The sequence below is a fragment of the Aeromonas sp. MR16 genome (assembly GCF_022549315.1).
GTDB classification, from domain to species: Bacteria; Pseudomonadota; Gammaproteobacteria; order Enterobacterales; family Aeromonadaceae; genus Aeromonas; species Aeromonas aquatica.
Genome location: NZ_JAKZFK010000011.1, coordinates 74618 through 98340, shown reverse-complemented (window position 1 = coordinate 98340; position 23723 = coordinate 74618). Strand labels below are relative to the sequence as shown.

The 23723-nt window shown below is 61.6% G+C and carries 22 protein-coding genes and 1 riboswitch; of the genes, 11 read left to right on the top strand and 11 right to left on the bottom strand.

Annotated features, from left to right (window positions below; genetic code table 11):
* Positions 1-7: 7 nt before the first annotated feature.
* Complete coding sequence (locus MM194_RS21950; RefSeq protein ID WP_277605097.1) at positions 8-133, bottom strand: hypothetical protein; 126 nt, start codon at positions 131-133, stop codon at positions 8-10.
* Positions 134-161: 28 nt separating this feature from the next.
* On the opposite strand from MM194_RS21950, the gene MM194_RS10600 reads away from it, so the two are divergent.
* From MM194_RS10600 to MM194_RS10585, 4 genes are all read left to right on the top strand, one after another.
* Positions 162-1181 (top strand): amino acid ABC transporter substrate-binding protein, encoded by a 1020-nt coding sequence (locus tag MM194_RS10600; RefSeq protein WP_033128677.1) that lies wholly within the window; start codon positions 162-164, stop codon positions 1179-1181.
* Between the two features lie 68 nt (positions 1182-1249).
* Positions 1250-2437 (top strand): amino acid ABC transporter permease, encoded by a 1188-nt coding sequence (locus tag MM194_RS10595; RefSeq protein ID WP_238566361.1) that lies wholly within the window; start codon positions 1250-1252, stop codon positions 2435-2437.
* Positions 2438-2446: 9 nt separating this feature from the next.
* Positions 2447-3541 carry an amino acid ABC transporter permease gene (locus MM194_RS10590; protein ID WP_033128675.1) on the top strand — a complete coding sequence of 365 codons (1095 nt, stop codon included), beginning with the start codon at positions 2447-2449 and terminating at the stop codon, positions 3539-3541.
* A 125-nt stretch (positions 3542-3666) separates the two neighbouring features.
* Positions 3667-4410 (top strand): amino acid ABC transporter ATP-binding protein, encoded by a 744-nt coding sequence (locus MM194_RS10585; RefSeq protein ID WP_033128674.1) that lies wholly within the window; start codon positions 3667-3669, stop codon positions 4408-4410.
* 88 nt (positions 4411-4498) lie between these two features.
* On the opposite strand, the gene MM194_RS10580 is transcribed toward MM194_RS10585, so the two are convergent.
* Entirely contained in the window at positions 4499-4714 is a 216-nt protein-coding gene (locus MM194_RS10580; protein WP_241343552.1) for a DUF1107 family protein, read from the bottom strand.
* Between the two features lie 230 nt (positions 4715-4944).
* Between MM194_RS10580 and yfcD the strand changes: the two genes are divergently transcribed.
* The 3 genes from yfcD (at position 4945) to MM194_RS10565 (ending at position 7144) form a co-directional block, all read left to right on the top strand.
* Positions 4945-5451, top strand: a complete 507-nt coding sequence (gene yfcD / locus MM194_RS10575; RefSeq protein ID WP_241343551.1) for an NUDIX hydrolase YfcD — start codon at positions 4945-4947, stop codon at positions 5449-5451.
* Positions 5452-5578: 127 nt separating this feature from the next.
* The gene (locus MM194_RS10570) at positions 5579-6052 is read left to right on the top strand and encodes a peroxiredoxin (RefSeq protein WP_241343550.1); all 474 of its coding nucleotides are present in this window, start codon (positions 5579-5581) and stop codon (positions 6050-6052) included.
* Positions 6053-6175: 123 nt separating this feature from the next.
* Positions 6176-7144 (top strand): calcium/sodium antiporter, encoded by a 969-nt coding sequence (locus MM194_RS10565; RefSeq protein ID WP_241343549.1) that lies wholly within the window; start codon positions 6176-6178, stop codon positions 7142-7144.
* A gap of 150 nt (positions 7145-7294) precedes the next feature.
* On the opposite strand, the gene MM194_RS10560 is transcribed toward MM194_RS10565, so the two are convergent.
* The gene (locus tag MM194_RS10560; RefSeq protein ID WP_241343548.1) at positions 7295-8443 is read right to left on the bottom strand and encodes a type III PLP-dependent enzyme; all 1149 of its coding nucleotides are present in this window, start codon (positions 8441-8443) and stop codon (positions 7295-7297) included.
* A gap of 508 nt (positions 8444-8951) precedes the next feature.
* Positions 8952-9062: riboswitch (glycine riboswitch) on the top strand.
* A gap of 106 nt (positions 9063-9168) precedes the next feature.
* On the opposite strand from MM194_RS10560, the gene MM194_RS10555 reads away from it, so the two are divergent.
* Positions 9169-10539, top strand: a complete 1371-nt coding sequence (locus MM194_RS10555; RefSeq protein ID WP_241343547.1) for a sodium:alanine symporter family protein — start codon at positions 9169-9171, stop codon at positions 10537-10539.
* Between the two features lie 206 nt (positions 10540-10745).
* Here the strand turns inward: MM194_RS10555 and MM194_RS10550 are convergent, their stop codons facing one another.
* Complete coding sequence (locus tag MM194_RS10550; protein WP_241343546.1) at positions 10746-11441, bottom strand: protein ligase; 696 nt, start codon at positions 11439-11441, stop codon at positions 10746-10748.
* Positions 11442-11531: 90 nt separating this feature from the next.
* The gene (locus MM194_RS10545) at positions 11532-12932 is read right to left on the bottom strand and encodes a nucleobase:cation symporter-2 family protein (RefSeq protein ID WP_241343545.1); all 1401 of its coding nucleotides are present in this window, start codon (positions 12930-12932) and stop codon (positions 11532-11534) included.
* A 244-nt stretch (positions 12933-13176) separates the two neighbouring features.
* Between MM194_RS10545 and MM194_RS10540 the strand changes: the two genes are divergently transcribed.
* Positions 13177-14307 carry a GGDEF domain-containing protein gene (locus MM194_RS10540; protein WP_033128665.1) on the top strand — a complete coding sequence of 377 codons (1131 nt, stop codon included), beginning with the start codon at positions 13177-13179 and terminating at the stop codon, positions 14305-14307.
* 94 nt (positions 14308-14401) lie between these two features.
* On the opposite strand, the gene MM194_RS10535 is transcribed toward MM194_RS10540, so the two are convergent.
* Both MM194_RS10535 and MM194_RS10530 read right to left on the bottom strand, forming a co-directional pair.
* On the bottom strand, positions 14402-14650 hold the full coding sequence (locus MM194_RS10535; RefSeq protein ID WP_033128664.1) for a DUF2498 family protein: 249 nt from the start codon (positions 14648-14650) through the stop codon (positions 14402-14404).
* 120 nt (positions 14651-14770) lie between these two features.
* Positions 14771-16150, bottom strand: a complete 1380-nt coding sequence (locus tag MM194_RS10530) for an MATE family efflux transporter (protein ID WP_241343544.1) — start codon at positions 16148-16150, stop codon at positions 14771-14773.
* A 120-nt stretch (positions 16151-16270) separates the two neighbouring features.
* On the opposite strand from MM194_RS10530, the gene MM194_RS10525 reads away from it, so the two are divergent.
* Positions 16271-17128 (top strand): AraC family transcriptional regulator, encoded by an 858-nt coding sequence (locus MM194_RS10525; RefSeq protein WP_241343543.1) that lies wholly within the window; start codon positions 16271-16273, stop codon positions 17126-17128.
* Between the two features lie 55 nt (positions 17129-17183).
* The gene (locus tag MM194_RS10520) at positions 17184-18881 is read left to right on the top strand and encodes an NAD-dependent malic enzyme (protein WP_042639741.1); all 1698 of its coding nucleotides are present in this window, start codon (positions 17184-17186) and stop codon (positions 18879-18881) included.
* A gap of 82 nt (positions 18882-18963) precedes the next feature.
* Here the strand turns inward: MM194_RS10520 and MM194_RS10515 are convergent, their stop codons facing one another.
* From MM194_RS10515 to MM194_RS10500, 4 genes are all read right to left on the bottom strand, one after another.
* Positions 18964-20031, bottom strand: coding sequence for an OmpA family protein (locus MM194_RS10515; RefSeq protein WP_241343542.1), 1068 nt, complete (start codon positions 20029-20031; stop codon positions 18964-18966).
* Positions 20032-20261: 230 nt separating this feature from the next.
* Positions 20262-21260 carry an OmpA family protein gene (locus tag MM194_RS10510; protein WP_241343541.1) on the bottom strand — a complete coding sequence of 333 codons (999 nt, stop codon included), beginning with the start codon at positions 21258-21260 and terminating at the stop codon, positions 20262-20264.
* Between the two features lie 433 nt (positions 21261-21693).
* Entirely contained in the window at positions 21694-22716 is a 1023-nt protein-coding gene (ompA, locus tag MM194_RS10505; RefSeq protein ID WP_241343540.1) for a porin OmpA, read from the bottom strand.
* A 308-nt stretch (positions 22717-23024) separates the two neighbouring features.
* A complete protein-coding gene (locus tag MM194_RS10500; RefSeq protein ID WP_241343539.1) occupies positions 23025-23618 on the bottom strand; it encodes a hypothetical protein in 594 nt (197 codons plus the stop codon).
* Positions 23619-23723: the final 105 nt, after the last annotated feature.

Below are 23723 nucleotides of genomic sequence, written 5' to 3'. Positions count from 1 at the left end.
GGTCCCCTCAAACATTTTGTGCTGCTGCACCAGAGTTGGGCTCGATTGCACCGATTGACAGGTTTTCGACCGGCTGGATAAGCTGCAAAAAAGCAGGGAAAACGCTGGCATCTTGCAGGATTTTGGGTGCCATCTTGAATCAAACCACAGGGAAGAGTGACATGAAGCAGATACACAAGGCGGGTATGGTGATAGTGCTGTCGCTGACGGCAGCCAATGTCTGGGCAGACGGCACCCTGGATGCGGTCAAGAAGAAGGGGTTCGTGCAGTGCGGGGTCGGCGATGGGCTGCCCGGCTTCTCCAATCCGGATGCCAAGGGCACCTGGACCGGTCTGGACGTGGATGTCTGCCGCGCCGTGGCCGCCGCCGTGCTGGGGGATGCCACCAAGGTCAAATACGTCTCTCTCACCGCCAAGGAGAGATTTACCGCCTTGCAGTCGGGTGAAGTGGACCTGCTCTCTCGCAATACCACCTGGACGCTGACACGTGATGGATCCCTGGGCCTGACCTTCGCCGGGGTGAACTACTACGACGGCCAGGGTTTCTTGGTCAAGCAATCCCTCGGGGTCAAGGGCGCCAAGGAGCTGGACGGCGCCGCGGTGTGCATCCAGTCCGGTACCACCACCGAACTCAACCTGGCGGATTACTTCCGTGCCAACGGCGGCATGAAATATACCCCAGTGGTGTTCGATACCTCGGATCAGACCGTCAAGGGGTTCGAGGCGGGGCGCTGCGATGTGCTGACCTCGGATCAGTCCCAGCTCTACTCCCTCAGGATCAAGCTGACCAAGCCGGAAGAGGCGCTGGTATTACCTGAAGTCATCTCCAAGGAGCCGCTGGGCCCGGCGGTGCGTCAGGGGGATGAGCAGTGGTTCAAGGTGGTGCGCTGGAGCCTGTACGCCATGCTCAACGCCGAAGAGGCTGGGGTGACCAGCGCCAACGTGGACGAGATGCTGAAATCCACCAATCCGGACATCCGCCGTCTGCTGGGGCTGGAAGAGCCCAAGGGCAATGTGCTGGGACTGGATGACAAGTGGGCCTACAACATCGTCAAGCAGGTCGGCAACTATGGTGAATCCTTCGATCGCAACGTGGGGGCCGGTTCTCCCCTCAAGATCGATCGCGGTATCAACGCACTCTGGAACAAGGGCGGCCTGATGTACGCACCGCCCATCCGTTGAGTCGATGAGTTGTTGGGGGGCTTGGCCCCCCATGTTCCCCTTGCCTTGGCTTTGTCGGAGTCATCCTGATGGCGTTACATGCATCAAACCATAGGAAGAAACAGGGCCGCTGGTGGTATGACGCTAAGGTGCGGGCCCTGATCTTTCAGTGCTTGGCCGTCGCGGCCGTTATCGCGTTTCTGTTCTACATCATCAACAATGCCCTGACCAATCTGGCGACCCGTGGTATCACCACCGGCTTCGATTTTCTGGGCAATGCGGCCGGGTTCGGCATTCTGCAGAGCCTGATCCCCTACGACGAGACCTATACCTTTGGCCGTACCTTCGTGGTCGGGCTGCTCAACACCCTGCTGGTCTCTGTGCTCGGCATCCTGTTTGCCACCCTGCTGGGCTTCGTGCTCGGGGTTGCTCGCCTGTCGAGCAACTGGCTGGTGGCCAAGATTGCCACCCTCTATATCGAGACCTTTCGCAACATTCCACTGCTGCTGCAGATCTTCTTCTGGTACTTCTCGGTGCTACGCACACTGCCATCGCCCCGCCAGAGCGTGGAGATGGGGGGAATCGCCTTCCTCAACGTGCGGGGCTTCTACCTGCCCAAGCCGTTGTTTGAAGCAGGATTTGGTTATGTGCTCTGGGCCTTGCTGCTGGCGGTGCTGGTCAGCTGGGGGCTGCGACGCTGGGCTCGCCGTCGCCAGGAACTGACCGGCAGGATCTTCCCGGTCTGGAGCTGCAGCATGGGACTTGTCGTCCTGCTGCCCCTCATCACCTTCCTGCTGGCGGGGAGCCCGCTTGCCTGGAGCATCCCGACCCTGCAAGGCTTCAACTTCCGGGGCGGGTTGACGGTGTTGCCCGAGCTCGCGGCGCTGCTGCTGGCGTTGACCATCTATACGGCGGCCTTCATCGCCGAGATAGTGCGATCCGGCATCCTCGCCATCAGCAAGGGCCAGACGGAGGCGGCCTCCGCGCTGGGACTGTCACCCACCAAGACCCTGCGGCTGGTGGTCATTCCCCAGGCGATGCGGGTCATCATACCGCCGCTCACCAGCCAGTATCTGAACCTCACCAAGAACTCGTCCCTGGCCACTGCCATCGGCTACCCGGATCTGGTCTCGGTGTTCATGGGCACCACCCTCAACCAGACGGGGCAGGCGATCGAGGTCATCGCCATGACCATGGGTGTCTATCTCCTCATCAGCATCACCACCTCAGTCCTGATGAACATCTATAACCGCAAGATGACGCTGGTTGAGCGCTAGGGAGCTTCCATGTTCGTGAACGATCTACAAGAGGCGCTGCCACCTCCCGACAACAGGCGCGGTGTACTGGCCTGGTGCAGGCAGAACTTGTTCCCCAACTGGTGGAATGGGCTGCTGACCCTGGTGCTGGCTTACCTGCTGTTGCCCCTCATCTGGTCCGCGCTGGACTGGGCGCTGTTCTCGGCCACCTGGCAGGGGAGCGGCCGCGCCGACTGTGTTGCGGGCGGGGCCTGCTGGATCTTTATCGAGAGCCGGCTGGGGCAATACCTCTACGGTTTCTACCCGGCGGATCAGTATTGGCGCATCAATCTGACCTTCGTCGGGCTGGCGGCGCTGCTGGCGTTGCTCATCTGGCCACGCACACCGCGCAAGGGCTGGCTGGCGTTATTTACCCTGCTGGTATTTCCGGTCATCGCCTTCTTGCTGATCCACGGCGGCGCCGGGCTGGAGGTGATAGATACCAACCGTTGGGGCGGGCTGATGCTGACCCTGGTGCTGGCGGTGGTGGGGATAGCGGTCGCGCTGCCATTCGGGATCTTGCTGGCGTTGGGGCGTCGCTCCCACATGCCGGTGATCTCCAGTCTCTCCACCGTCTATATCGAGTTCTGGCGCGCGGTACCGCTCATCACGGTGCTGTTCATGGCGTCCGTCATGCTGCCGCTGTTCATGACCAGCGAGGTGGAGCTCGACAAGCTGCTGCGGGCGCTGATCGGCATCATCTTGTTCCAGGCGGCCTATGTGGCGGAAGTGGTGCGCGGCGGCTTGCAGGCGATCCCCAGGGGGCAGTACGAGGCGGGGGAGGCGCTGGGGCTCTCCTACTGGAAGCTGATGGGGCTCATCATCATGCCCCAGGCCCTCAAGATCACCATCCCCTCCCTGGTGAACACCTTTATCTCTCTGTTCAAGGACACCAGCCTGGTGCTGATCATCGGCCTGTTCGACTTGCTCGCCATCTCCAAGGTGGCGCTGGCAGATCCGGCCTGGCTGGGTTTTTCCACCGAGGCCTATGTGTTTATCGCCATGATCTTCTGGATGTTCTGTTTTGGCATGTCCCGCTACTCCATCTATCTGGAGCACAAACTCAGCACGGGTCACAAGCATTAGGAGTAGTTCGAGATGAGAAGAGACCCTGTGATGGCACTCAGGTCAGTTAACAAGCGATATGGCGGTTTTTTTGAGTTGCACAACATCAATGTGTGGCTGGACAAGAGAGCAGGAGTTGTTTCGATATGAAAACAGACGCTGTAGTAGAACTTAAATCTGTCAATAAATGGTACGGCGAGTTTCATGTGCTGCGCAACATCAACCTGCAGGTGGGCAAGGGTGAGAAGATCGTCATCTGCGGGCCCTCCGGCTCGGGCAAGTCCACCATGATCCGCTGCATCAACCGGCTGGAGGAGCACCAGAGTGGCGACATCCTGGTCAAGGGCACGGCGCTCACCTCGGATCTCAAGAACATCGAGATGGTGCGCCGCGAGGTGGGCATGGTGTTCCAGCACTTCAACCTCTTCCCCCATCTGACGGTGCTGGAAAACTGCTGCCTGGCCCCCATCTGGGTCAAGCAGTTGCCGCGCAAGGAGGCCGAGGAGATCGCCATGACGTTCCTGCGCCGGGTCAGGATCCCGGAGCAGGCCCTCAAGTACCCGGGCCAGCTCTCCGGCGGCCAGCAACAGCGGGTGGCCATTGCCCGCAGCCTCTGCATGAACCCGCAGGTGATGCTGTTCGACGAGCCGACCTCGGCGCTGGATCCCGAGATGGTGCGGGAGGTGCTGGATGTCATGGTGGAGCTGGCCCATGAGGGGATGACCATGCTCTGCGTCACTCACGAGATGGGCTTCGCCAAGCAGGTGGCGGATCGGGTTATATTTATGGACCGTGGTCAGATCATCGAAGAGAACGTGCCGGATCAGTTCTTCGACCATCCCCAGTCGGAGCGCACCAAGCTGTTCCTCTCCCAGATCCTGCAGCATTGAGCGCAGGCCTCGTGGGATGAAAATAGCCCGCTCGCTCGATGAGCGGCGGGCAAAGACATGCATGGAAGCAGACTACAGACGGAGTATGTCAGCCCGGCAACAGGGCCGTGGTGCGCAGATCGCGCACCGCCAGATTGATCTGCCGGGCCAGGCGTAGCGCCTGATGGCAGCTCAGTGTCCTCAGGTCGATGGCCCCACCCTGAAATTCGAATCGCCCCAGCGCTTCTACCATGAAGCTCCCCTGATGAAAGCTCTTGATATGGCGGGCAATCTGGCGAGGAGACAACTGCTTGAACACCTTCATGGCAAAACACCCTGTTGCTTGGACAGGGCACACTATGCCGCCCTTGCGTGACACCAGTGTGACATTTTATGGAGGGTTGTATGAATCCATTTTTTCCTTGCAGCCTGCCTCGGCGTGGGCTTCCACCTAGGATTGAAAACCTTCTCCCCGTGTGTTGAAAAAGTAGTGCCGCGCCGGGCCCTGGCCTAGATATACTGCTGCTCATCGAGGGTTTCAACGGGGTAGCGTGCGTGGAGTGGGTAGACGTAGTGGATGAGCAGGACCGGGTGATCGGGGTCGCCGAGCGGGCCAGGGTTCGGCGGGAGAATCTGCGTCATCGTGCCAGCTATATCTTGGTGCTCGATGACGCCGAGCGCGTGCTGGTGCAGCGGCGCACCCTCGGCAAGGACTTCTGCCCCGGCATGCTGGATGCCTGCGCCGGCGGCGTGGTGACCCAGGGTGAGGCGATGGAGCCCTCAGCCCGGCGCGAGCTGGCGGAGGAGTTGGGGATCCACGGTGTGCCCCTGCAAAGCTTTGGCACCTTCTACGCCGAAGGAGAGCTGGACGGAAAGGGCTACCGGGTCTGGGGAGGCCTGTTCAGTTGCCGCTATCAGGGTCCCTTGCAACTGCAGGCGGAAGAGGTGAGCGCCGTGCACTGGATGAGCCTCGCCGAGATAGGGTTGCGGGCCCATGAGTTCACCCCGGATTCCCTGCTCGCCATCGCGACCTGGCTGGCTCGGCGATCCGATCGAGCATAATGATTCAGGTCTGTCTCCCGGCTCGCCATCCAAATCGGTCAGGGGCGCAGGTACTCTTGAGCCGGTGTCACCCTTTTCTGACTTGGCGTAGACTGGGCTTCTTTCATCCACTTAAGGACGAGACATCATGATCACAGTCGGCCAATCCCTGCCCGCGGGCGAATTTACCTTCATCACCGCCGAGGGCAAGCAAGTCCAGGACACCCAGGCCCTGTTTGCGGGCAAGAAGGTGGTGCTGTTTGCGGTGCCCGGCGCCTTTACCCCAACCTGCTCCAACGCTCACTTGCCCGGTTATGTGGTGCTGGCGGACGAGTTCAAGGCCAAGGGCGTCGATGCCATTTATTGCCTGTCGGTGAACGATGCCTTCGTGATGAAGGCGTGGCGCGAGGCGCAAAATGCCGAGGCCATCACCATGCTGGCGGACGGGGACGGCAGTTGGACCCAGGCGCTCGGCCTGGCCAAGGAGACCGGGTCTTTTGGCGGCCTGCGCGCCCAGCGCTTCGCTCTGATCGCCCGGGACGGCGTGGTGCAGCAGTTGTTTGTGGAGGCACCGGGCAAGTTCGAGGTGTCCGATGCCCAGAGTTTGCTGGCCGCGCTATAAATTGTTAATCATTGTTTGATTTCATCTTGAAATAGCAAGGCGGCCCGCTACACTGAGCCCGCTTTTGGGTGGAGCCAGGTTTGCAGCTTGGCTCTCGTGTTTGAGTGGATGGGATAGACGATTATGACCCTGGCTTTTGTTGCCCTGATTGCCGGACTGGCGCTGCTGGTCTGGAGTGCGGATAAATTTGTGGATGGCGCCGCCGCGACCGCCCGTTACGCCGGCATGCCGCCCTTGCTCATCGGCATGGTGATTATCGGCTTTGGTACCTCGGCCCCGGAGATGGTGGTCTCCGCGCTGGCAGCCGCCCAGGGCAACCCCGGGCTGGCGCTGGGCAACGCCTATGGCTCCAACATCACCAACATCGCGCTGATCCTGGGGCTGACCGCCCTCATCAGCCCCATCGCCGTCTCCTCCCAGGTGGTGCGCAAGGAGATCCCCATACTGCTCGGCATCACCCTGCTCTCCGGTGCCCTGCTGATCGACGGTCATCTGGGGGGCACGGACGCCCTGATCCTGGGGGCCGTGTTCCTGGGGCTGATGGGCTGGTCCATCTGGGCGGGCATGCGCGGCAAGGGGGATGCGCTCGACGCTGACATCGAGGACGACATCAGCAGCGAAGGCATGTCACGCAAGCGGGCGCTGATCTGGCTGGTGGTCGGTCTGGTGCTGCTGGTCCTGGCCTCCCGCCTGCTGGTGTGGGGCGCCGTCACCATAGCCCAGGCGCTCGGCATCAGCGATCTGGTGATTGGCCTGACGATCGTTGCGGTGGGCACCTCGCTGCCGGAGCTCGCCTCCTCCCTCATCGCCATTCGCAAGAAGGAGCACGATCTGGCCCTCGGCAACGTACTCGGCTCCAACCTGTTCAACACCCTGGCGGTGGTCGGCATCGCCGCCGGCATCGCGCCGCTGGATGTGGACCCGGCGGTGCTTTCTCGTGACTGGAGCCTGATGATGGGGCTGACCCTGTTGCTGCTGATCATGTGTCTTGGCCGCAAGGGGCAGGGGCGGATCAACCGCTGGGAAGGGGGACTGTTGCTCGCCATCTTCGTGGCCTACACCTCCTGGCTGCTGGGTAGTCAATTCATCTAAAAATGTCTTTATCGGTGGTCGTTTATGCTGTGGAGTGGGCAGGTTTTGCCACTATTGAGAGAGGGTCGCCGACCTTATCGATCAGCGGATTGACATGAAGAAGGGGGAAGCATCGGCTTCCCCCTTCTTATTGGCGCGCTCGATGGTGGCTCAGGCCACGGCCACCAGTTTCTGCTTCTGGGCGCTGTCCAGTATGAGGATGCTCGCCTTGGGGAAGAAGTTGAAGGTGGAGGCCGAGGCCCAGGTGTAGGCCCCCATCACCCGACCGATGACCAGCTCGCCGATCGCCAGATCCGGCAGCATGATGCCGTCGCGGATTACGTCCACGCTGTCGCAGGTGGGGCCGGAGAGCACCGCATTGTGCAGCTCGCCGTGGGCATAGGGAGTACTCACCGGGTAGGTGACATGGTCATAGAGCTGACCGTTGTAGCTGCCGTAGAGGCCGTCATCCAGGTAGTACCAGATCTTGTCACCGCGGTGGGCCTTGCCCATCACGCTGGACACCGAGATCATGGCCGGCGCGCTGATGAAGCGGCCCGGCTCGGCGATCTTCTGCACTGTGGCGGGCAGCTTGGCCAGCGCCGCGCGGATCGGGGCGCAGAAGCCGTCGATGTCGAACTCGCCACCCTCATAGTCCACCGGGAAACCGCCGCCGATGTCCAGCACCCAGGGCTTGAGCCCGAGATCCCAGGCCTGCTCCATGATCTCGCGGCAGGCGTCGATGGCCTGCACGTGGCGACGGGAGTGGGGCACCTGGGAGCCGACGTGGAACGACAGCCCCATCACCTTGATCCCCTTGGCCTGAGCCAGTTGCAGCAGCGGCAGCGCCTGCTCCGGGGTGCAGCCAAACTTCTTGGAGAGATCGACCTTGGTCTCCGGGTTCGGGAAGCTGACTCGCAGCAGCAGCTTCACCTCGTCCTTGTAGGGAATGAACTTCTCCAGCTCCAGCGGGTTGTCATAGACAAAGACGGTGCAGCCGAACTCCAGCGCATAGCGGATGTCGCTGTCGCGCTTGATGGGGTGAGTGTGAATGCAACGGCCCGGGCGAACCCCTTGGCTGCGCACCAGATCCACTTCGCCATTGGTGGCCAGATCGAAACAGGCCCCCTCTTCCTTCAATACAGAGACCACCGCCTCGTGGGGCAGGGGCTTGAGTGCATAGTGCAAGCGCACATCGGGCAGGGCGGCTGCCAGGGCCCGATACTGTTTGCGGACGGCTGCCTTGTCGAGCAGCAGCAGGGGAGAGCCAAATTGTTCAACCAGCTGACGGTAATCTTGTGCGACCAGAGTCTCGTTCATTCTCTTTTGAAGATCCTTAGGGGGCGTGATAGGCCCAAGCCATATGCGATTGAACCGGCGACGGCCGGCTCAGGCGAGTGGTCCGGAGGGACCCACCAGGCACAGTGCATAACTTAGGTGCAAAGTGCTTAGTTATGCGCGGAATTATCTTCTTATTGCGTTTCTGTGCAAGCATTTTGATTGGATATGTTGGCAAGTTTTTCTGGTCGAGACGAAAGGTGCTGTCGATATAAAAGCCGCCATCGGGGCCCCGATTGGAGTGCGCCGGGAAAGGTGCTCTAACTCATTGACGCATAACGAACATTTAACATTATGTCAGGAAAGGAGCTGCCTGGAAAAAAGTGCGCGCACCTAGGGGGTGAGTGCGAGACAGCTCACAGTTTTTTGATTAATATGCCCGCTTCCTAATCCAAACTAGTTCGGATGAAGGTAGCAGGAGAGCGATGGGGGACCATCCACCGAAGAAGTGAATCTTTCAGGTACCGGGCAACCGGTGTGGACTGCTACTGGACGATACTCTGGAGAGACCCGTTAGATCGGGCGCCGAAGGAGCAAGGCACTATGACTGCATCGCAGGCAGGTGTCGGAAACTCTCAGGCAAAAGGACAGAGGGGATGGGATGGTTGTACCTGGGCTTGGCCCGCATCCGATCACCTCTGGCGATCGCGACACCTATGGGAAGATCATCCTTCTCCTCCTTAATTGTTGTTTTTTAAGGAGGATGCATGTCATCAATTCAATCGGCGTTAACCGCCATCGATAGCTTTATCTGGGGTCCGCCCCTGCTGATCCTGCTGGTCGGGACCGGTGTCTATCTCACCCTGCGTCTGGGTTTGCTTCAGGTCGTGCGCTTGCCGCTCGCCCTGCGACTGGTATTTGGTCGCGATCAGGGCCAGGGCAAGCAGGGGGATGTCTCCAGCTTCGCCGCGCTCTGCACCGCGCTCTCCGCCACCATAGGCACCGGCAACATAGTCGGGGTTGCCACCGCCATCAAGCTCGGCGGCCCGGGTGCCCTGTTCTGGATGTGGATGGCGGCCCTGTTCGGCATGGCGACCAAGTACGCCGAGTGCCTGCTGGCGGTCAAATATCGCGAGCAGGATGCCAACGGCCAGATGGCGGGCGGCCCCATGTACTATCTGGAGAAGGGGCTCGGCTCCAAGCCGCTGGCCAAGCTGTTCGCCCTGTTCGGCATAGGGGTGGCCTTCTTCGGTATTGGTACCTTCCCCCAGGTCAACGCCATCTCCGACGCCATGAGCCTCTCCTTCTCTGTGCCCCGCGAGGCGACCGCCGTGGTGCTGACGCTGATCGTGGCGCTGGTGACCCTCGGCGGGATCCAGTCCATCTCCAGCGTGTCGAGCAAGGTGGTGCCCTTCATGGCCATCTTCTACATCCTCGCCTGTGCCGGGGTGCTGGTGAACAATGCCGGCGCCTTGCCGGAGGCGGTGATGTTGGTCATCAACAGCGCCTTCACCGGCCACGCCGCCACCGGCGGCTTCGTCGGCGCCGGCATCATGCTGGCGATCCAGTCCGGGGTGGCGCGCGGGGTCTTCTCCAACGAATCCGGCCTCGGCTCTGCCCCCATAGCGGCGGCGGCGGCCAAGACGGATTCCTGCGTGGAGCAGGGGCTGGTCTCCATGACCGGCACCTTCATCGACACCATTATCATCTGCACCATGACCGGCCTGACCCTGGTGGTCACCGGCGTCTGGAGCGGGGACCTGAGCGGTGCCGCCATGACCAGCGCCGCCTTCGCCCAGGGACTGGATGCGCAGATAGGCCAGTATCTGGTGAGCATAGGGCTGCTGTTCTTCGCCTTCACCACCATTCTCGGCTGGAACTACTACGGCGAGCGCTGCACCGAGTACCTGTTCGGGGTCAAGGCCATCAAGCCCTACCGCCTCATCTATCTGGTGCTGGTGGCGAGCGGCGCCTTCCTTCATCTGGACATGATTTGGCTCTTGGCAGACATCGTCAACGGCCTGATGGCGGTGCCGAACCTCATTGGCCTCATCGGCCTGCGCCACGTGGTGATCGCCGAGACCCGCGCCTACTTCAGCCGGGATCTGGATGCGGAATCCGAGCCCCAGACGGCATGAGTCTCTGTTGGTGCACCATGCTGACAGCCGAGACCCTGGTCTATTGCTTCAGCCGGAACCAGGATACCGAGTCGGAGCCCGAGCCGCAGACGGCCTGAGCCTGTCTTTGCTCCGTGCAGGAAATGACAAAGCCACGACCCCGGTCGTGGCTTTTTCGTTGGCGTCCTAGTGGTTAGCTCTCCTGCCCGTTGGAGAAGGGCAGGGGCCTAGCCGCCGATCAGCAGCACCTGCAGCCGCCGCCGGACCTGCGCCACCAGCTCCTCGGGACTGCCCTGCCAACCGATCTGCTGTGCCAGCGTGGTGGAGGTGCCGGGCAGGAAGCGCAGCTCTCCGCCCGCCAGCTCATAGAAGCGGCTCGCCATCCTGGTGCCCTCATCTACATCGCCCGCCACCAGCAGCATGGCCTGGGCCAGCACGGCGCCCTGATGATCCTGGCCCGGCGCCAGCCAGCGCTGGGCGGTACCGGTTACCTTGCGACCCCCGATCACCAGATTGTACTGGCCGTCGCAAAACGAACCGGGCACGAAGTCGTAGCCGCCCTGCAGGCCATAGTCCGCCAGCAGGGTCAGCAGCGGCTCCCCCAGCAATTGGTAGTAGTGGGCGAGATCCGTGGTGGTGCGCGGCAGGATAAGCGACAGATTGAGGATGCCGGCGCCGTGGGGCACGGCGGTGCCGCCGCTGTCGCGCACATGGACGGGCCAGCCCTCGGCGGCGAGTTGCTCGCAGGCGGCCTGATAGCGGGGCAGCCGCATGTCCTTGCGGGTGACGATGAGGCACTGGGGCGCCTGCCAGAGGTGGGCGCGGGCCAGACCGTCACGGGCACAGTCCCGCAGCCACTGCTGCTCCTGGGCCAGTGTCTGATCGGGCGTGTCTGAGGGGGAGGAAAGCAGGCGATAGGGCATGAGGGCATCCTTGGGCAGAGGCTGCCAAGCACAGTACTCGCGGCAGGAGGCGAGGTAAAGCCCCGCACGGCGGGGCTTTGGTTGGGCAGGTTAGTCGTGGGCCTGGCTGCGCCTCGGCAGCAGCAGATTCATGATGATGGCGGTGAGGCCGCCGGTGGCGACGCCGTAGGAGAGCACGCTTCGGGCGAGCTCCGGCAGGTGTTGCAGCACCTCTGGCACCTGCGCCACCCCCAGTCCCATGGCGAGCGACACCGCCAGTATCATCAGGGCGCGGCGGTCGAGCTCCTCGCGGGAGATGATGCGCACCCCGGCGGCGGCTATGGTGCCGAACATGACGATAGTCGCGCCGCCGAGCACGGGCTCGGGTATTTGCTGCACCAGGCTCGCCACCGCCGGGAACAGGCCGAGCAGGGCCAGCATGGCGGCGATGAAGAGGCCGACGTGGCGGCTGGCCACCCCGGTCAGCTGGATGACGCCGTTGTTCTGGGCGAAGGTGGACATGGGGAAGGTGGAGAAGACCGCCGCCAGCATGGAGTTGACGCCGTCGGCCAGCACGCCCCCCTTGATCCGCGCCATGTAGACGGGCCCGTCCAGCGGCTCGCCGGAGATGTCCGAGGTGGCGGTCATGTCGCCGATGGCTTCCAGCGCCGTCACCACGAAGATGATGGCCAGCGGCACGAACAGCTGCCAGTCGAAGCCGAGGCCGTAGTGCAGCGGGATGGGCACCATCACCAGCGGGCCCTCGAAGGTCGGTGCGCTCACCTTGCCCAGCAGCAGGGCGGCGCCATAGCCCACCAGCATGGCGAGCATGATGGCGGAGAGGCGCAGCCAAGGGTTGCGGCTGCGCTGCAGCAACACGATGAGGCCGAGCACCAGCAGGGAGAGGAAGAGGTTGCTGTGGCTCGCGAAGCTGCCGTCGGCCAGCGCCCCGTAGCCGCCTCCCATGCTGATGAGACCGACCTTGATCAGAGTCAGGCCGATCAGCAGCACCACTATGCCGGTCACCAGCGGGGTGATGATCCGTTTGACCAGGTGCAGGAAGCGGCTCATCACGACGATGGTGAGGGCCGCCGCCAGCATGGTGCCGAACAGGGTACCCAGCAGATCCTCGGTGGGCATGGCCGCCTGCTTGAGGGCGAGGCCTGAGGCGATGATGGGACCGAGGAAGTTGAAGCTGGTGCCCTGCACCGACAGCAGGCCGGAACCGAGCGGGCCGAAGCGGCGGGTCTGGATGAAGGAGGCGATGCCGGACATGACCAGGGACATGGAGACGATATAACGGGTGTCGGCGGCGGGGAGGCCGAGGGCATTGGCGATGATGAGGGGCGGGGTGATGATGGCGACAAACATGGCGAGCATATGCTGCAGGGCGGCGAACAGAGTCTGGGGCAGGGGCGGGACCTCTTCTATGCCGTAGACCAGTTCGCTGTGGGGTCGCCTCGGGGGATGTGCCTCTGCGACGGGCGCGCGCGCGACGGCTGCCTGTTCCATAAATACCTCGGATCTTGTGGGGAGGGGGAGAAAATTGGGCGCTATTGTAGTGGCTGAAATGAGGCTGACCAGCGCTAATTGAGCCGGATCGGGTTTATTTCTCGATGGGTTGAAACGTTTGCGTGTGGCGATTATGATCCGCCGGTTTGTGTGAGGCCGTTCTCGTTATTAATGGGGCGAGTGCTGATGCATCCCGCTAGTAGCGGTGTAGAATGAGCCCTCAGTTGTTATGTGGAGACTCTGGATGCTGAAGCTGTCGGAGTTTTGGAGTGCCAGGGCTCACTCCGAAGATTTTACCCTGACCCGAATGGGTTTCATGACGGTACGGCTGCGGCTGCTGACCTGTCTGCTGATGATAGGCCTCCCCGCCTGGGCGCTGGTCGATTGGCTGACCCTGCCCGGCGCCCAATTTGACGTCCTGCTCAAGGCGCGCATTTTCTGTTTGCTGGCTCTCTCCCCGCTTATCCCCTTCTCCTATCTCATCCACTTCAAGCGCGAACGGATGAAGCTGGCGCTCGGCTATCTGATGGCGGTGATGGTGCTGTTCTCCCTCGTCTGCCTGGGCAGTTTCGGGGCGGAGCAGGAGCCGCAGGCGGGTTATCTGGCCTTCCCCTATCTGCTCATCAGCCTGTTTGCCATCTTCCCCATCCCGCTCTCACTTAGTCTGCAACTGGCAGGCGGCATTTTGGTCACCATGCTGGCGGGCAACTGGTGGGTGCAGGATCAGTCACTGTGGAGCCTGCAGACCCTCAACCAGATCTGGCTGCTGGCGTTGTTCACCGTGGCCAGCGCCTGGGTGCAGTGCGGTCAGCTCAACATGCTGTTGCAGCTCTATCGGGAGTCCACCACCGACGAGCTGACAGGCATGATGAACCGCCGCCTGCTGATGAAGCGGCTGGAAAAAGCCAGGGTCACCATGATCCGCAAGCAGGCACCCTTTGCGGTCTTGTTGCTGGATCTGGACCGCTTCAAGCGGATCAACGATAACTTCGGCCATCTGGCGGGGGATGCGGTGCTCAAGGAGGTGGCGGCGACCCTGGCGGAGCAGCTGGAGCCCGGCATGGTGCTCGGGCGCTACGGCGGAGAAGAGTTTGCCGTCCTGCTGCCCAACTGCGGCGAGTTGAACAAGGCGAAACGGGTCGCCGAGCGGCTGCGCATCGCGGTGGAGGCGCGGCTGGTGAAGAGTCCCACCTCTGATGAGCTGCTGGAGGTGACGGTGAGCATAGGCCTGACCCTGGCCCGGCGCGGCGAGAGCATAGAGGATCTGTTCAATCGGGCCGACGAGTGTCTCTACCTGGCCAAGATGGCGGGGCGCAACTGCGTGGCGGGGGACAACGAGCTCCCGCCCAAGCCGGCCAACACCGACGCTGCCTGAGGGGCGGCATCCTGATGGGCGGCTCGCCGCCTGCTCGCAGCCAGAAAGAGAGATGCCACCTCAGGGGTGGCATCTTGGCAAGCAGTGCTGGCGTTTACGCCAGACGATACTTGCCTGACAGCTGCTGGGCCAGCAGCTTGAACATGTTGAACACCGCCATGGTCTTGCCGGTCGGGGTACCGTCTTCGCCGAGGAAGTATTCCCCCTTGAACACCAGGATCTCCCCCTTCTGCTCCACGGCGTCGGCACGCATGCCGTGGATGAAGTCCTCGTGCTCCTTGATGATCTTGTTGGCCATCTCCAGCAGGGCAGTCTCGGTGATCAGCTCTTTTTCTGGTTGCATGCTCGTCTCCTTAAACGACTACTGACAGGGATGCCCCCGTCGCTGATTGAAGAGGGGCCAAGCATACTGCAAAGGGGGATTTTCTGTCATTGATATGACCCCGTTTTTTGCCCCATCCCATCAGCCCATCACCAGATTTTTGAGCCAGCGGCGCTGGCGAATGCGGCGCTGCACCAGCAGCACCTTGCACAGCTCCTCCAGCAACACCACCGCCACCACCCAGGAGAGGGGCCAGCCCAGCAGGCTGACCGCCGCCCAGGCGAGCGGCAGGCCTATGCACCACATAGCGACTATGTCGATGAAGATGCTGTAGTTCACGTCGCCCCCCGAGCGCAGCACCCCGACTATGCCCACCATGTTGAACACCTTGAGCAACATGCCGAGGCACATGATGGCAAGCACCTGGCCCGCTTCCCCCATCAGTTCGCCCGGCAGGTTGCCGACCCACTGCAGCAGGTTGGTCTGCAGCAGCCAGACGGCTATCCCCACCAGCAGGGCGCCTATGGGGGCGAGCAGCAGGAACAGCTGGGAGTGCTGCCAGGCCGCCTCGTACTCCTCGGCCCCGAGCCGGTGGCCGAGCAGGGTGGAGCAGGCCACCGCCAGCCCGAAGAAGAGGGAGATGAGGATGCTCTCGAGCGTGCCCAGGGTGGTCATGATGGCCAGGGAGTCGGTGCCGAGGTGGGCATAGAGGAAGCCGTAGAGCAGCATGCCGAAGGCCCAGAGCCCGTCGTGCAACAGCAGCGGCAGGGCGATCAGGGTGAAGCGCACCACCTCCTTGCGTTTGAAGGCCGCCAGCCAGTCCAGCCTGCGCGGCACCAGCCGGGGCTCCTGGCGCAGCACATAGAGCAACAAGAGCGCGGTCTGCAGCAGGCGGGCCAGGGTGGTACCCCAGGCCGAGCCCGCGACCCCCATGGCCTCGAAGCCCAGGTTGCCGAAGATGAGGGCATAGTTGAGGATGACGTTGGCGATGATGGCAATGATGCCGATCCGGGTCGGCGCCACGGCGTTGCCCACGGAGCGCAGGGCCGCCTCCAGCGGCACCACCACGGCGGTGCAGAGGATGGTAGCGCCGGTGATCATCAAAAATTCGTCGGCAAGCGGGCGCAACACAGGATCCTGGCTGGCAAAGCCCAGCACGCTGCCCGGCGAGAACACATAGATGAGCGCAAAGGGCAGGCTCACCAGCAGGGCGCCCACCAGCGCCAGCGCCAGGGAGCGGCGCACCCCGGCCAGATCCCCCCGGCCGTAAAATTGCGCCGCCAACACCGAGACCCCGCCCGAGAGCCCCGCTATCACCAGCAGGTTGAAGAAGAAGACCCGGTTACCCAAGCCGACCGCCGCCACCTCAGTGGTACCAAGCTGGCTCACCATCATGATGTCGATGAGACCGAGCAGGGAGAACATCATGGATTGCAGCGAGACCGGCAGGGCCAGCCGCCACAACCGGGTCATGAACTCGCGGTCGGTGGTTTGTTTTAAAATCGCTTGCCAATAATTCATATCTGTTAACCGGGTTGGTAAAAGATGACACATTTCGAGGGTATGATAGGCGTGAGCCCGGGCTGACCCACTGTGAGCGACTCTCGGCTTTATTGTGCAAAACTATCCTGTTGAGGTGCCATGAGCTTTACCAGCGAATGTTTGGAAATCGCCCCCGGCTGCGATGAGCGGATGCTGGGGCGCGAGGGGCTGCCCCTGCTCGGCGAGGCGGGCATCTTCCTGACCGGTCTCTCCCAGATCCGGGATCACTACCTGATCCGCCGCAACAGACCCGAGTTTCACATCCTGATGGTGAGCCACGACGAGGGCGGCGTCCTGCTCACCGACGAAGGGGAGCAGCTCATACCGGCGGGGGCCCTGGTGTTCCTGCCCGCCGCCGTGCCGGGCGGGTTGCGCCTCGCCGGGGAGCATTGGCAGACCAGCTGGATCCTGCTGGACGACGTGCCGCGCTGGCGCCATCTGCACCGGCTTGGCCACCGCATCTGGCAGGGGGAGGAGGGGGAGCAGCTCTATCATCTGCTCAGCCTGATGCAGGGGGAGGGCGTACGCTCCCCGCTGCAGCCCCAACTGCTCAGCCTGCTGCTGGCGCTGCTGGACAGAACCCTGCAGGGGGAGGTGCGTGGCACCCCGGAGCTGCGGCTGCAGGCGCTGTTTCGACGGGTGGAGGCGCGCCTGGACGAGCCCTGGAGCGCGGCCCTGCTGGCCGACCAGATGGCCTGCTCGGTGCCGCATCTGCATCGCCTCTGCCGGCAGGCATTCGGCATGGGTCCCATGGCCTGGCTCACCGGGCTTCGGATGAACAAGGCGCGCCAACTCCTGCTCTACACCAACTGGCCCTTGAGCGAGCTCGCCAGCCGGGTCGGTTACAGCGATGGGGCGAACTTTGCGAACCGTTTTCGCCGCCTCACTGGTCAGACCCCCGGCACCTTTCGTCGCCTGGGTCGCAAACCTTTTGCAACGGATGTGCAAACTCTTTGAAATTAATGGCCCAAGCCCATAGGATCGGCGGGCCACACAGTCAAGGTACAGATCCATGTTTGAAGAAGATAATAATCAGAAACGTCCTCTCTACATTCCCTACGCCGGCCCGGCCCTGCTGGAGACGCCCCTGCTCAACAAGGGCAGCGCCTTCACCAGCGAGGAGCGCAGCAGCTTCAATCTGGAAGGCCTGTTGCCCCAGAATATCGAGACCATCGAAGAGCAGGCCGTGCGGGCCTACCGCCAGTTCATGGCGTTTGGCAACGACATGGACAGACACATCTATCTGCGCAACATCCAGGATACCAACGAAACCCTGTTCTACCGTCTGCTGACCAACCACCTGACCGAGATGCTGCCGGTCATCTACACCCCGACCGTCGGCAAGGCGTGCGAGGAGTTCTCCAACATCTACCGCCGTGCCCGCGGCCTGTTCATCTCCTATCCGGACAAGGACAGGATCGATGACATGCTGCAAAACGCCACCAAGCAGAACGTCAAGGTCATCGTCGTGACCGACGGCGAGCGGATTTTGGGCCTGGGCGATCAGGGCATCGGCGGCATGGGTATCCCCATCGGCAAGCTGTCGCTCTACACCGCCTGTGGCGGCATCTCCCCCGCCTACTGCCTGCCGGTGGTGCTGGATGTGGGCACCAACAACCAGCAGTTGCTGAGCGACCCCTTCTACATGGGCTGGCGCAATCCGCGTATCTCGGGGGAGGAGTATGACGACTTCGTCGACGCCTTCATCCAGGCGGTCAAGCGCCGCTGGCCCGATATTCTGTTGCAGTTCGAGGACTTCGCCCAGGGCAACGCCACGCCGCTGCTCAACCGCTACAAGAACGAGCTGTGCTGCTTCAACGACGACATCCAGGGCACGGCCGCGGTCACCCTCGGCAGCCTCATCGCCGCCTGCAAGGCCTCCGGCGCCAAGCTCTCCGAGAAACGGGTCGCCTTCCTCGGCGCCGGTAGCGCCGGTTGTGGCATCGCCGAGCAGATAGTGGCGCAGATGAAGGCCGAAGGGCTGACGGACGCCGAGGCCCGTGGCCGGGTCTTCATGGTGGACAGGTTCGGTCTCATCACCGACAAGATCCCGAACCAGCTCCCGTTCCAGCGCAAGCTCTCCCAACCGGTGGAGCGCATTGCCGACTGGCCGGTAGGGGACAACATCTCCCTGCTGGAGGTGATGGAGCACGGTCGTCCCGATATCCTGATCGGCGTGTCGGGCCAACCGGGTCTGTTCACCGAAGAGGTGGTCAAGACCATGCACAAGCACTGTGCTCGTCCCATCATCTTCCCGCTCTCCAACCCCACCTCCCGGGTGGAGGCCACCCCGGCGGATCTCATTCGCTGGACCGACGGCCAGGTGCTGGTCGCGACCGGCAGCCCCTTCGCACCTGTGGAGCACAAGGGCAAACGCTACGTCATCGCCCAGTGCAACAACTCCTTCATCTTCCCGGGGATCGGGCTCGGCGTCATCGCCTCCGGCGCGACCCGGGTGACCGACGCCATGCTGATGTCGGCCAGCCGGGCGCTCGCCGAGTGCTCGCCGCTGGTGAAGGGAGAGGAGGGGTCCCTGCTGCCGGATCTGGCGGATATCCATCAGGTCTCCCGCTACATCGCCAAGATGGTGGCCAAGACCGCCATGCTGCAGGGCAAGGCAGTTCAGACGCCGGATGAGGTGATCGATCAGGCCATAGAGGCGAACTTCTGGCGGCCGGAATACCGGCGCTATCGTCGCACCTCCTTCTAAGAAGGCAGAGACAAAAAGAAAAAGGGATGCGCAGGCATCCCTTTTTTGTGCACGGCAGAGGTGGGTGAGGCCGGTGTGGCCCTTATTGTGCCGGTTGTTCGGCCGCCGGCTCCGTGGCCGCGGGTTCGGCGGCGGGGGCGTGGACACCCGTGACCCGTACCTCGACCCGGCGATCCGGAGCCAGGCAGTCGATGAGGGCGGCTCTCGCCTTAACGGCGTCACACTGGTTGCCGGTCACAGGGTTGCTCTCGCCATGCCCCTCGATGCTGACCTTGTCGGCGGGCAGCCCCTTGCCAATCAGGAAGTTCGCGACCGTGCTGGCACGGGCCTCGGACAGTGCCTGGTTGTTGGTATCCGAGCCGATGCGGTCGGTGTAACCCATCACCACGGCGTTGCCATCCTTGGGTTTGACGTCGGCGATCTGTTGATACAGATCCTCCAGCGCGGCCATACCCTCCGGCTTGAGCTCCGCCTTGCCGAAGGCAAACAGCACGTCCGAACTCAGGTTGAAGGTCTGATCCACGGGTGCCGGAGCCGGGGGCGGCACCACTATGGGGGCGGCGACCACGGCCGCGGCGACGGTGCGGTTGGGGTGCAGCACCAGCTCTAAGGTGGCGGTGCTGATGTCGCTGACCCAGCGCTGGGTGCCGCTGCCCACCTTGTCGTTGTCCGAGTCATCGCCCACCCGCACCATATAGCGATAGCGGGCCTGGATGTCGATCCAGTCGGTCAGCCTGGCGGTCATGCCAAGCCCGGCCAGCGGCGCCAGGTTGTCCTCGCTGCCGTTGATTGACTTGACGTGGTAGAGATAGCCGCCACCCTCGGCGAACACCGAGAAGATGTCGTTCAAGGGCAGTCGGCCCAGGATCGACAGGGTTGCCCCCTGGTTGCTGAATTTGTCCCCATTGATATCCCATTCGCCGCCGGACAGATAGCCCAGTTCGGCGCCCAGGTTTTCGGTGAAGTTATAGCCAGCGAAGGCGTTGTAGGCGGTGTCATCGTTGCTGGCGTCCTTGCTGAAGTCATCGAGGTCGTGGGCCCATGCCCAGCCCGCCCCTGCCCCGACATACCAGTCGTGAACGGGCGCCGCCTGGGCGGCGGTCGTCGCCAATGCCAATGCAATCCACACGGGTTTCAGTCTTATGTTCATCGCGTTTCCTCGTCGATGTTGGGTGTTATAGGGCTCCCAGCCCTTTGCTATGTATAGCCACCATTATGTATAGGCGATATAAGAGGTTTAACCACTTAAGTGACGAGGGCATATAGGGAATTTGTGAGGAAGCAGGCAAAGATGACATCCTGGCCTGTGCGGATGGCGGGGAAAAAGGGCGATAAAAAAAGGGGCCGAGTGGCCCCTTTGTTGGATGCGAGTTGATCAGCTTATTGCTGGACTTCCTGTACACCGGTGACGCGTACTTCGACGCGACGATCCGGGGCCAGGCAGGAGATCAGCTGAGCCTTGCCCTTGACGCCATCACACTGGGTGCCGGTGACAGGATTGGCTTCGCCACGACCCTCGATGGCGACCTTGCCAGCCGGCAGGCCTTTGCCGACCAGGAAGTCGGCCACGGTGCGGGCACGCGCTTCGGATAGCTTCAGGTTGTAGGCGTCGGAACCGATGCGGTCGGTGTAACCCACCACCACGGCGCTGCCATCTTTCGGCTGAACGTCAACAATCTGCTGATACAGGGTGTTGAGGGCGTCGATCCCTTCCGGCTTCAGGGTAGATTTGCCGAAGGCAAACAGCACGTCCGAGCTCAGGGAGAAGTTCTTGTCGACCACGACGGGAGCCGGTTCGGCGACCACGGGGGCGACGACCGGTGCGACATAGGAGGTGCGGTTCGGGTGCATCACCAGTTCCAGGGTCGCGACGCTCATGTCGGTTTGCCAAGTCTTCTGATCATCACCCAGATCCCACATATAGCGGTAACGGGCCTGTACATCGATGAGGTCGGAGAGCTTGGCGGTCAGACCCAGGCCGGCCAGCGGCGAGGTGCCGTTGTCGCTGTCGCCGTTGCCGTTGACGTGGTTGAAATAGGCGCCACCTTCGGCAAACACGGAGAAGATGTCACCCAGCGGCAGACGGGCGATACCGGACAGGGTCGCACCCTGGGTCTTGAAGTCGACCCCGTCGACGCCGCCTTTGCCGGCGTAGAGGTAACCCAGCTCGGCGGCGAAGTTTTCGGTGAAGTTGTAACCACCGAACAGGGACAGCGCGGTGGCATCCTTGTCGGCATCCAGACCGAAGGAGTCCAGATCATGGCCATATGCCCAACCGGCACCCATACCTGTGTACCAGTCGTCGGCCGCCTGGGCGGTGGAAGTTCCCATGGCTGCAATAGCCAGAGCAATCAGGGTTGGTGCCATTTTCATTTTCATCATTTTATCCTCGTTGAGTTGCCGTGCTAGGGCGTACTGCACTCTCTTGTTATACCGATCGCAGATGACATTTCATGTTGCGAGTCCGTGAGTGAGTCACGGGCGGCTTGAATAAAAAATGGATGGTAACCTGGATTCTCATGAAGCCGTTGCTTCATGGACAACTAACCGGGCAATTAAGCACTTTTAATAGTTCATCCAATGTCTTACAAGCGTGGCTACTGTATTCTTTTGACTCAGCTTGATCAAGTTTCTGCACAGATAAGCAGCGACGGGCCTGGGGCCTGAGGGGGAGAGTGTCGGGGGCGGGAAGATGAAAAGGAGGCGGTGAGACAGAAGATGACGCCAGTGGGGCCAGCAGATCGCAAAGAGCAGACAACAAAAGGGGGATGCCGTGGCATCCCCCTTTTCGCATTATCTGAACCGAGTCAGATTACTGCTGAACTTCCTGTACGCCGGAGATGCGGACTTCTACACGACGGTCCGGGGCCAGGCAGGAGATCAGCTCGTTCTTGGCCTTGACGCCGTTGCACTTGGTGCCGGTGACAGGGTTGGCTTCGCCACGACCTTCGATGGCAACCTTGCTGGCAGCCATACCCTTGCTGACCAGGAAGTTGGCAACGGTACGGGCACGGGCTTCGGACAGCTTCTGGTTGTAAGCGTCAGAACCGATGCGGTCGGTGTAACCAACGACTACGGCGTTGCCGTCTTTCGGTTGGAACTCAACGATCTGCTGGTACAGAGCGTTCAGGGCAGCGGTACCTTCCGGCTTCAGAGTCTCTTTGCCAAAGGCAAACAGCACGTCGGAGTTCAGGGCGAAGTTCTTCTCAACTACTTGCGGAGCAGGAGCCGGAGCTTCTTCTACAACCGGCGCCGGAGCAGGCGCTACGTAGGAAGTACGGAACGGGTGATATACGGCTTCCAGGGTAGCCACGCTCTGGTTGGACTTGTACTGAACACCGGTATCGGTGGTCAGGTCAGCCACGTCCCACATGTAGCGGTAGCGAGCTTGCAGATCCAGGGCGTCGTTAACCTTGTAGGTCACACCGGCACCGGCCAGCGGGGATACCTTGGTATCGCTGATGCCCAGACCGTCGGTGTGGCCCCAGTAGGCGCCAGCTTCACCGAACAGGGAGAAATCGTTGCCCAGCGGCAGACGAGCGATACCGGACAGGGTGGCACCCTGGCTCTCGTAACGGTTGCCGTCGGTGTTACCACGGCCGGTGTACTGGTAGCCCAGCTCGGAACCGAAGTATTCGTTGAAGTTGTAACCGGCAAAGACGTTGACGGCAGTCGCGTCTTCTTCACCAGCGGTCACGCCTTCGATCTTGTTCAGACCGTTGAAGTGAGTAGCACCGACACCGGCACCGAAGTAGATGTCGTCAGCGGCATAAGCAGTAGTGGTACCCAAGGCAGCCATAGCGATGGCGATCAGGGAAGGAGCCATTTTCATCATAAAAAAATCCTCGTTGAGATGGCACGTTGTTCACGTGCTTCGCAGTTTTTAATTTATGTAAGCTGCAGGCTCTGCCGAACAACGATCGTTGCGTCGGGCAGGGATCCTGGATCCCTCCAGGAGGCACCCGATATGGGTGCACAAGCGAACGGGTTGCATTGTCACGATGCGTTCCCCCCTCCACGAACAGCCGATGTCATTCCGATGACGTGGCGCACTCTATGCTCATTTCAAAACATGATCAAGCTCACAGATAATCGCTATGGCAGATTGTGTCGTGTGGATAACTGGCTGTTTATCAGGATCTATTAGTGATCCAAGTAAGCTCGATGCAGCTTTTTTTCAAGTTTCATATAGGCCTCAACCCAGGCATGCTGCGGCGTGGCGCCAGGTACCCTTGCCGAGAACACCGCGAGGTAATCTGCCTCGGTTGCTTCGCACAGCAAGGGTGTGAAGCTGAGTAAAAAATGACGGGCGAGATAGGGGTCGAGTGGCCATATATTGAGGATGGCCCGTGCCACCGGCTGAACCGCGGCTGAACAAATGAAATGTTGATGTCCCGCCTCCAGCCACTGTGCCATCTCGTACAGGCCTTGTTCGGGTACCACTCCCCCATCCCCTTTCACCACAGAAAGCTTCATACGATTACCATTGCCAAGCAGCAGGGTACCGTCTTCCTGCAAGACGCCGTCGTGACGGCGCAGAGCCAGTGTGACGGGCCGTTCGAGATAGAGACTGCACTTGTCTGACAGGGCCGCCAGCACTGGCGCGGCCTCGCCTTGCATGGCCGCGGGCAGCCAGAATGCCTCGGCCCGGGTCTGTTGACCCTGAGCGAGTTGACGGAGCAGTGTATTAGGGTCTGAATCCGGGTGGAGACGGGAGATGATGCCGGGAAATGCCATGCTGATTACTCTTTAAGGGATAACCGGCGAATTATACGAGTTATGTCCGTGGCAACAATAAAGGTTTCTTTTCGAGACTGTTTACCTGAGGCGACTCTACGATTA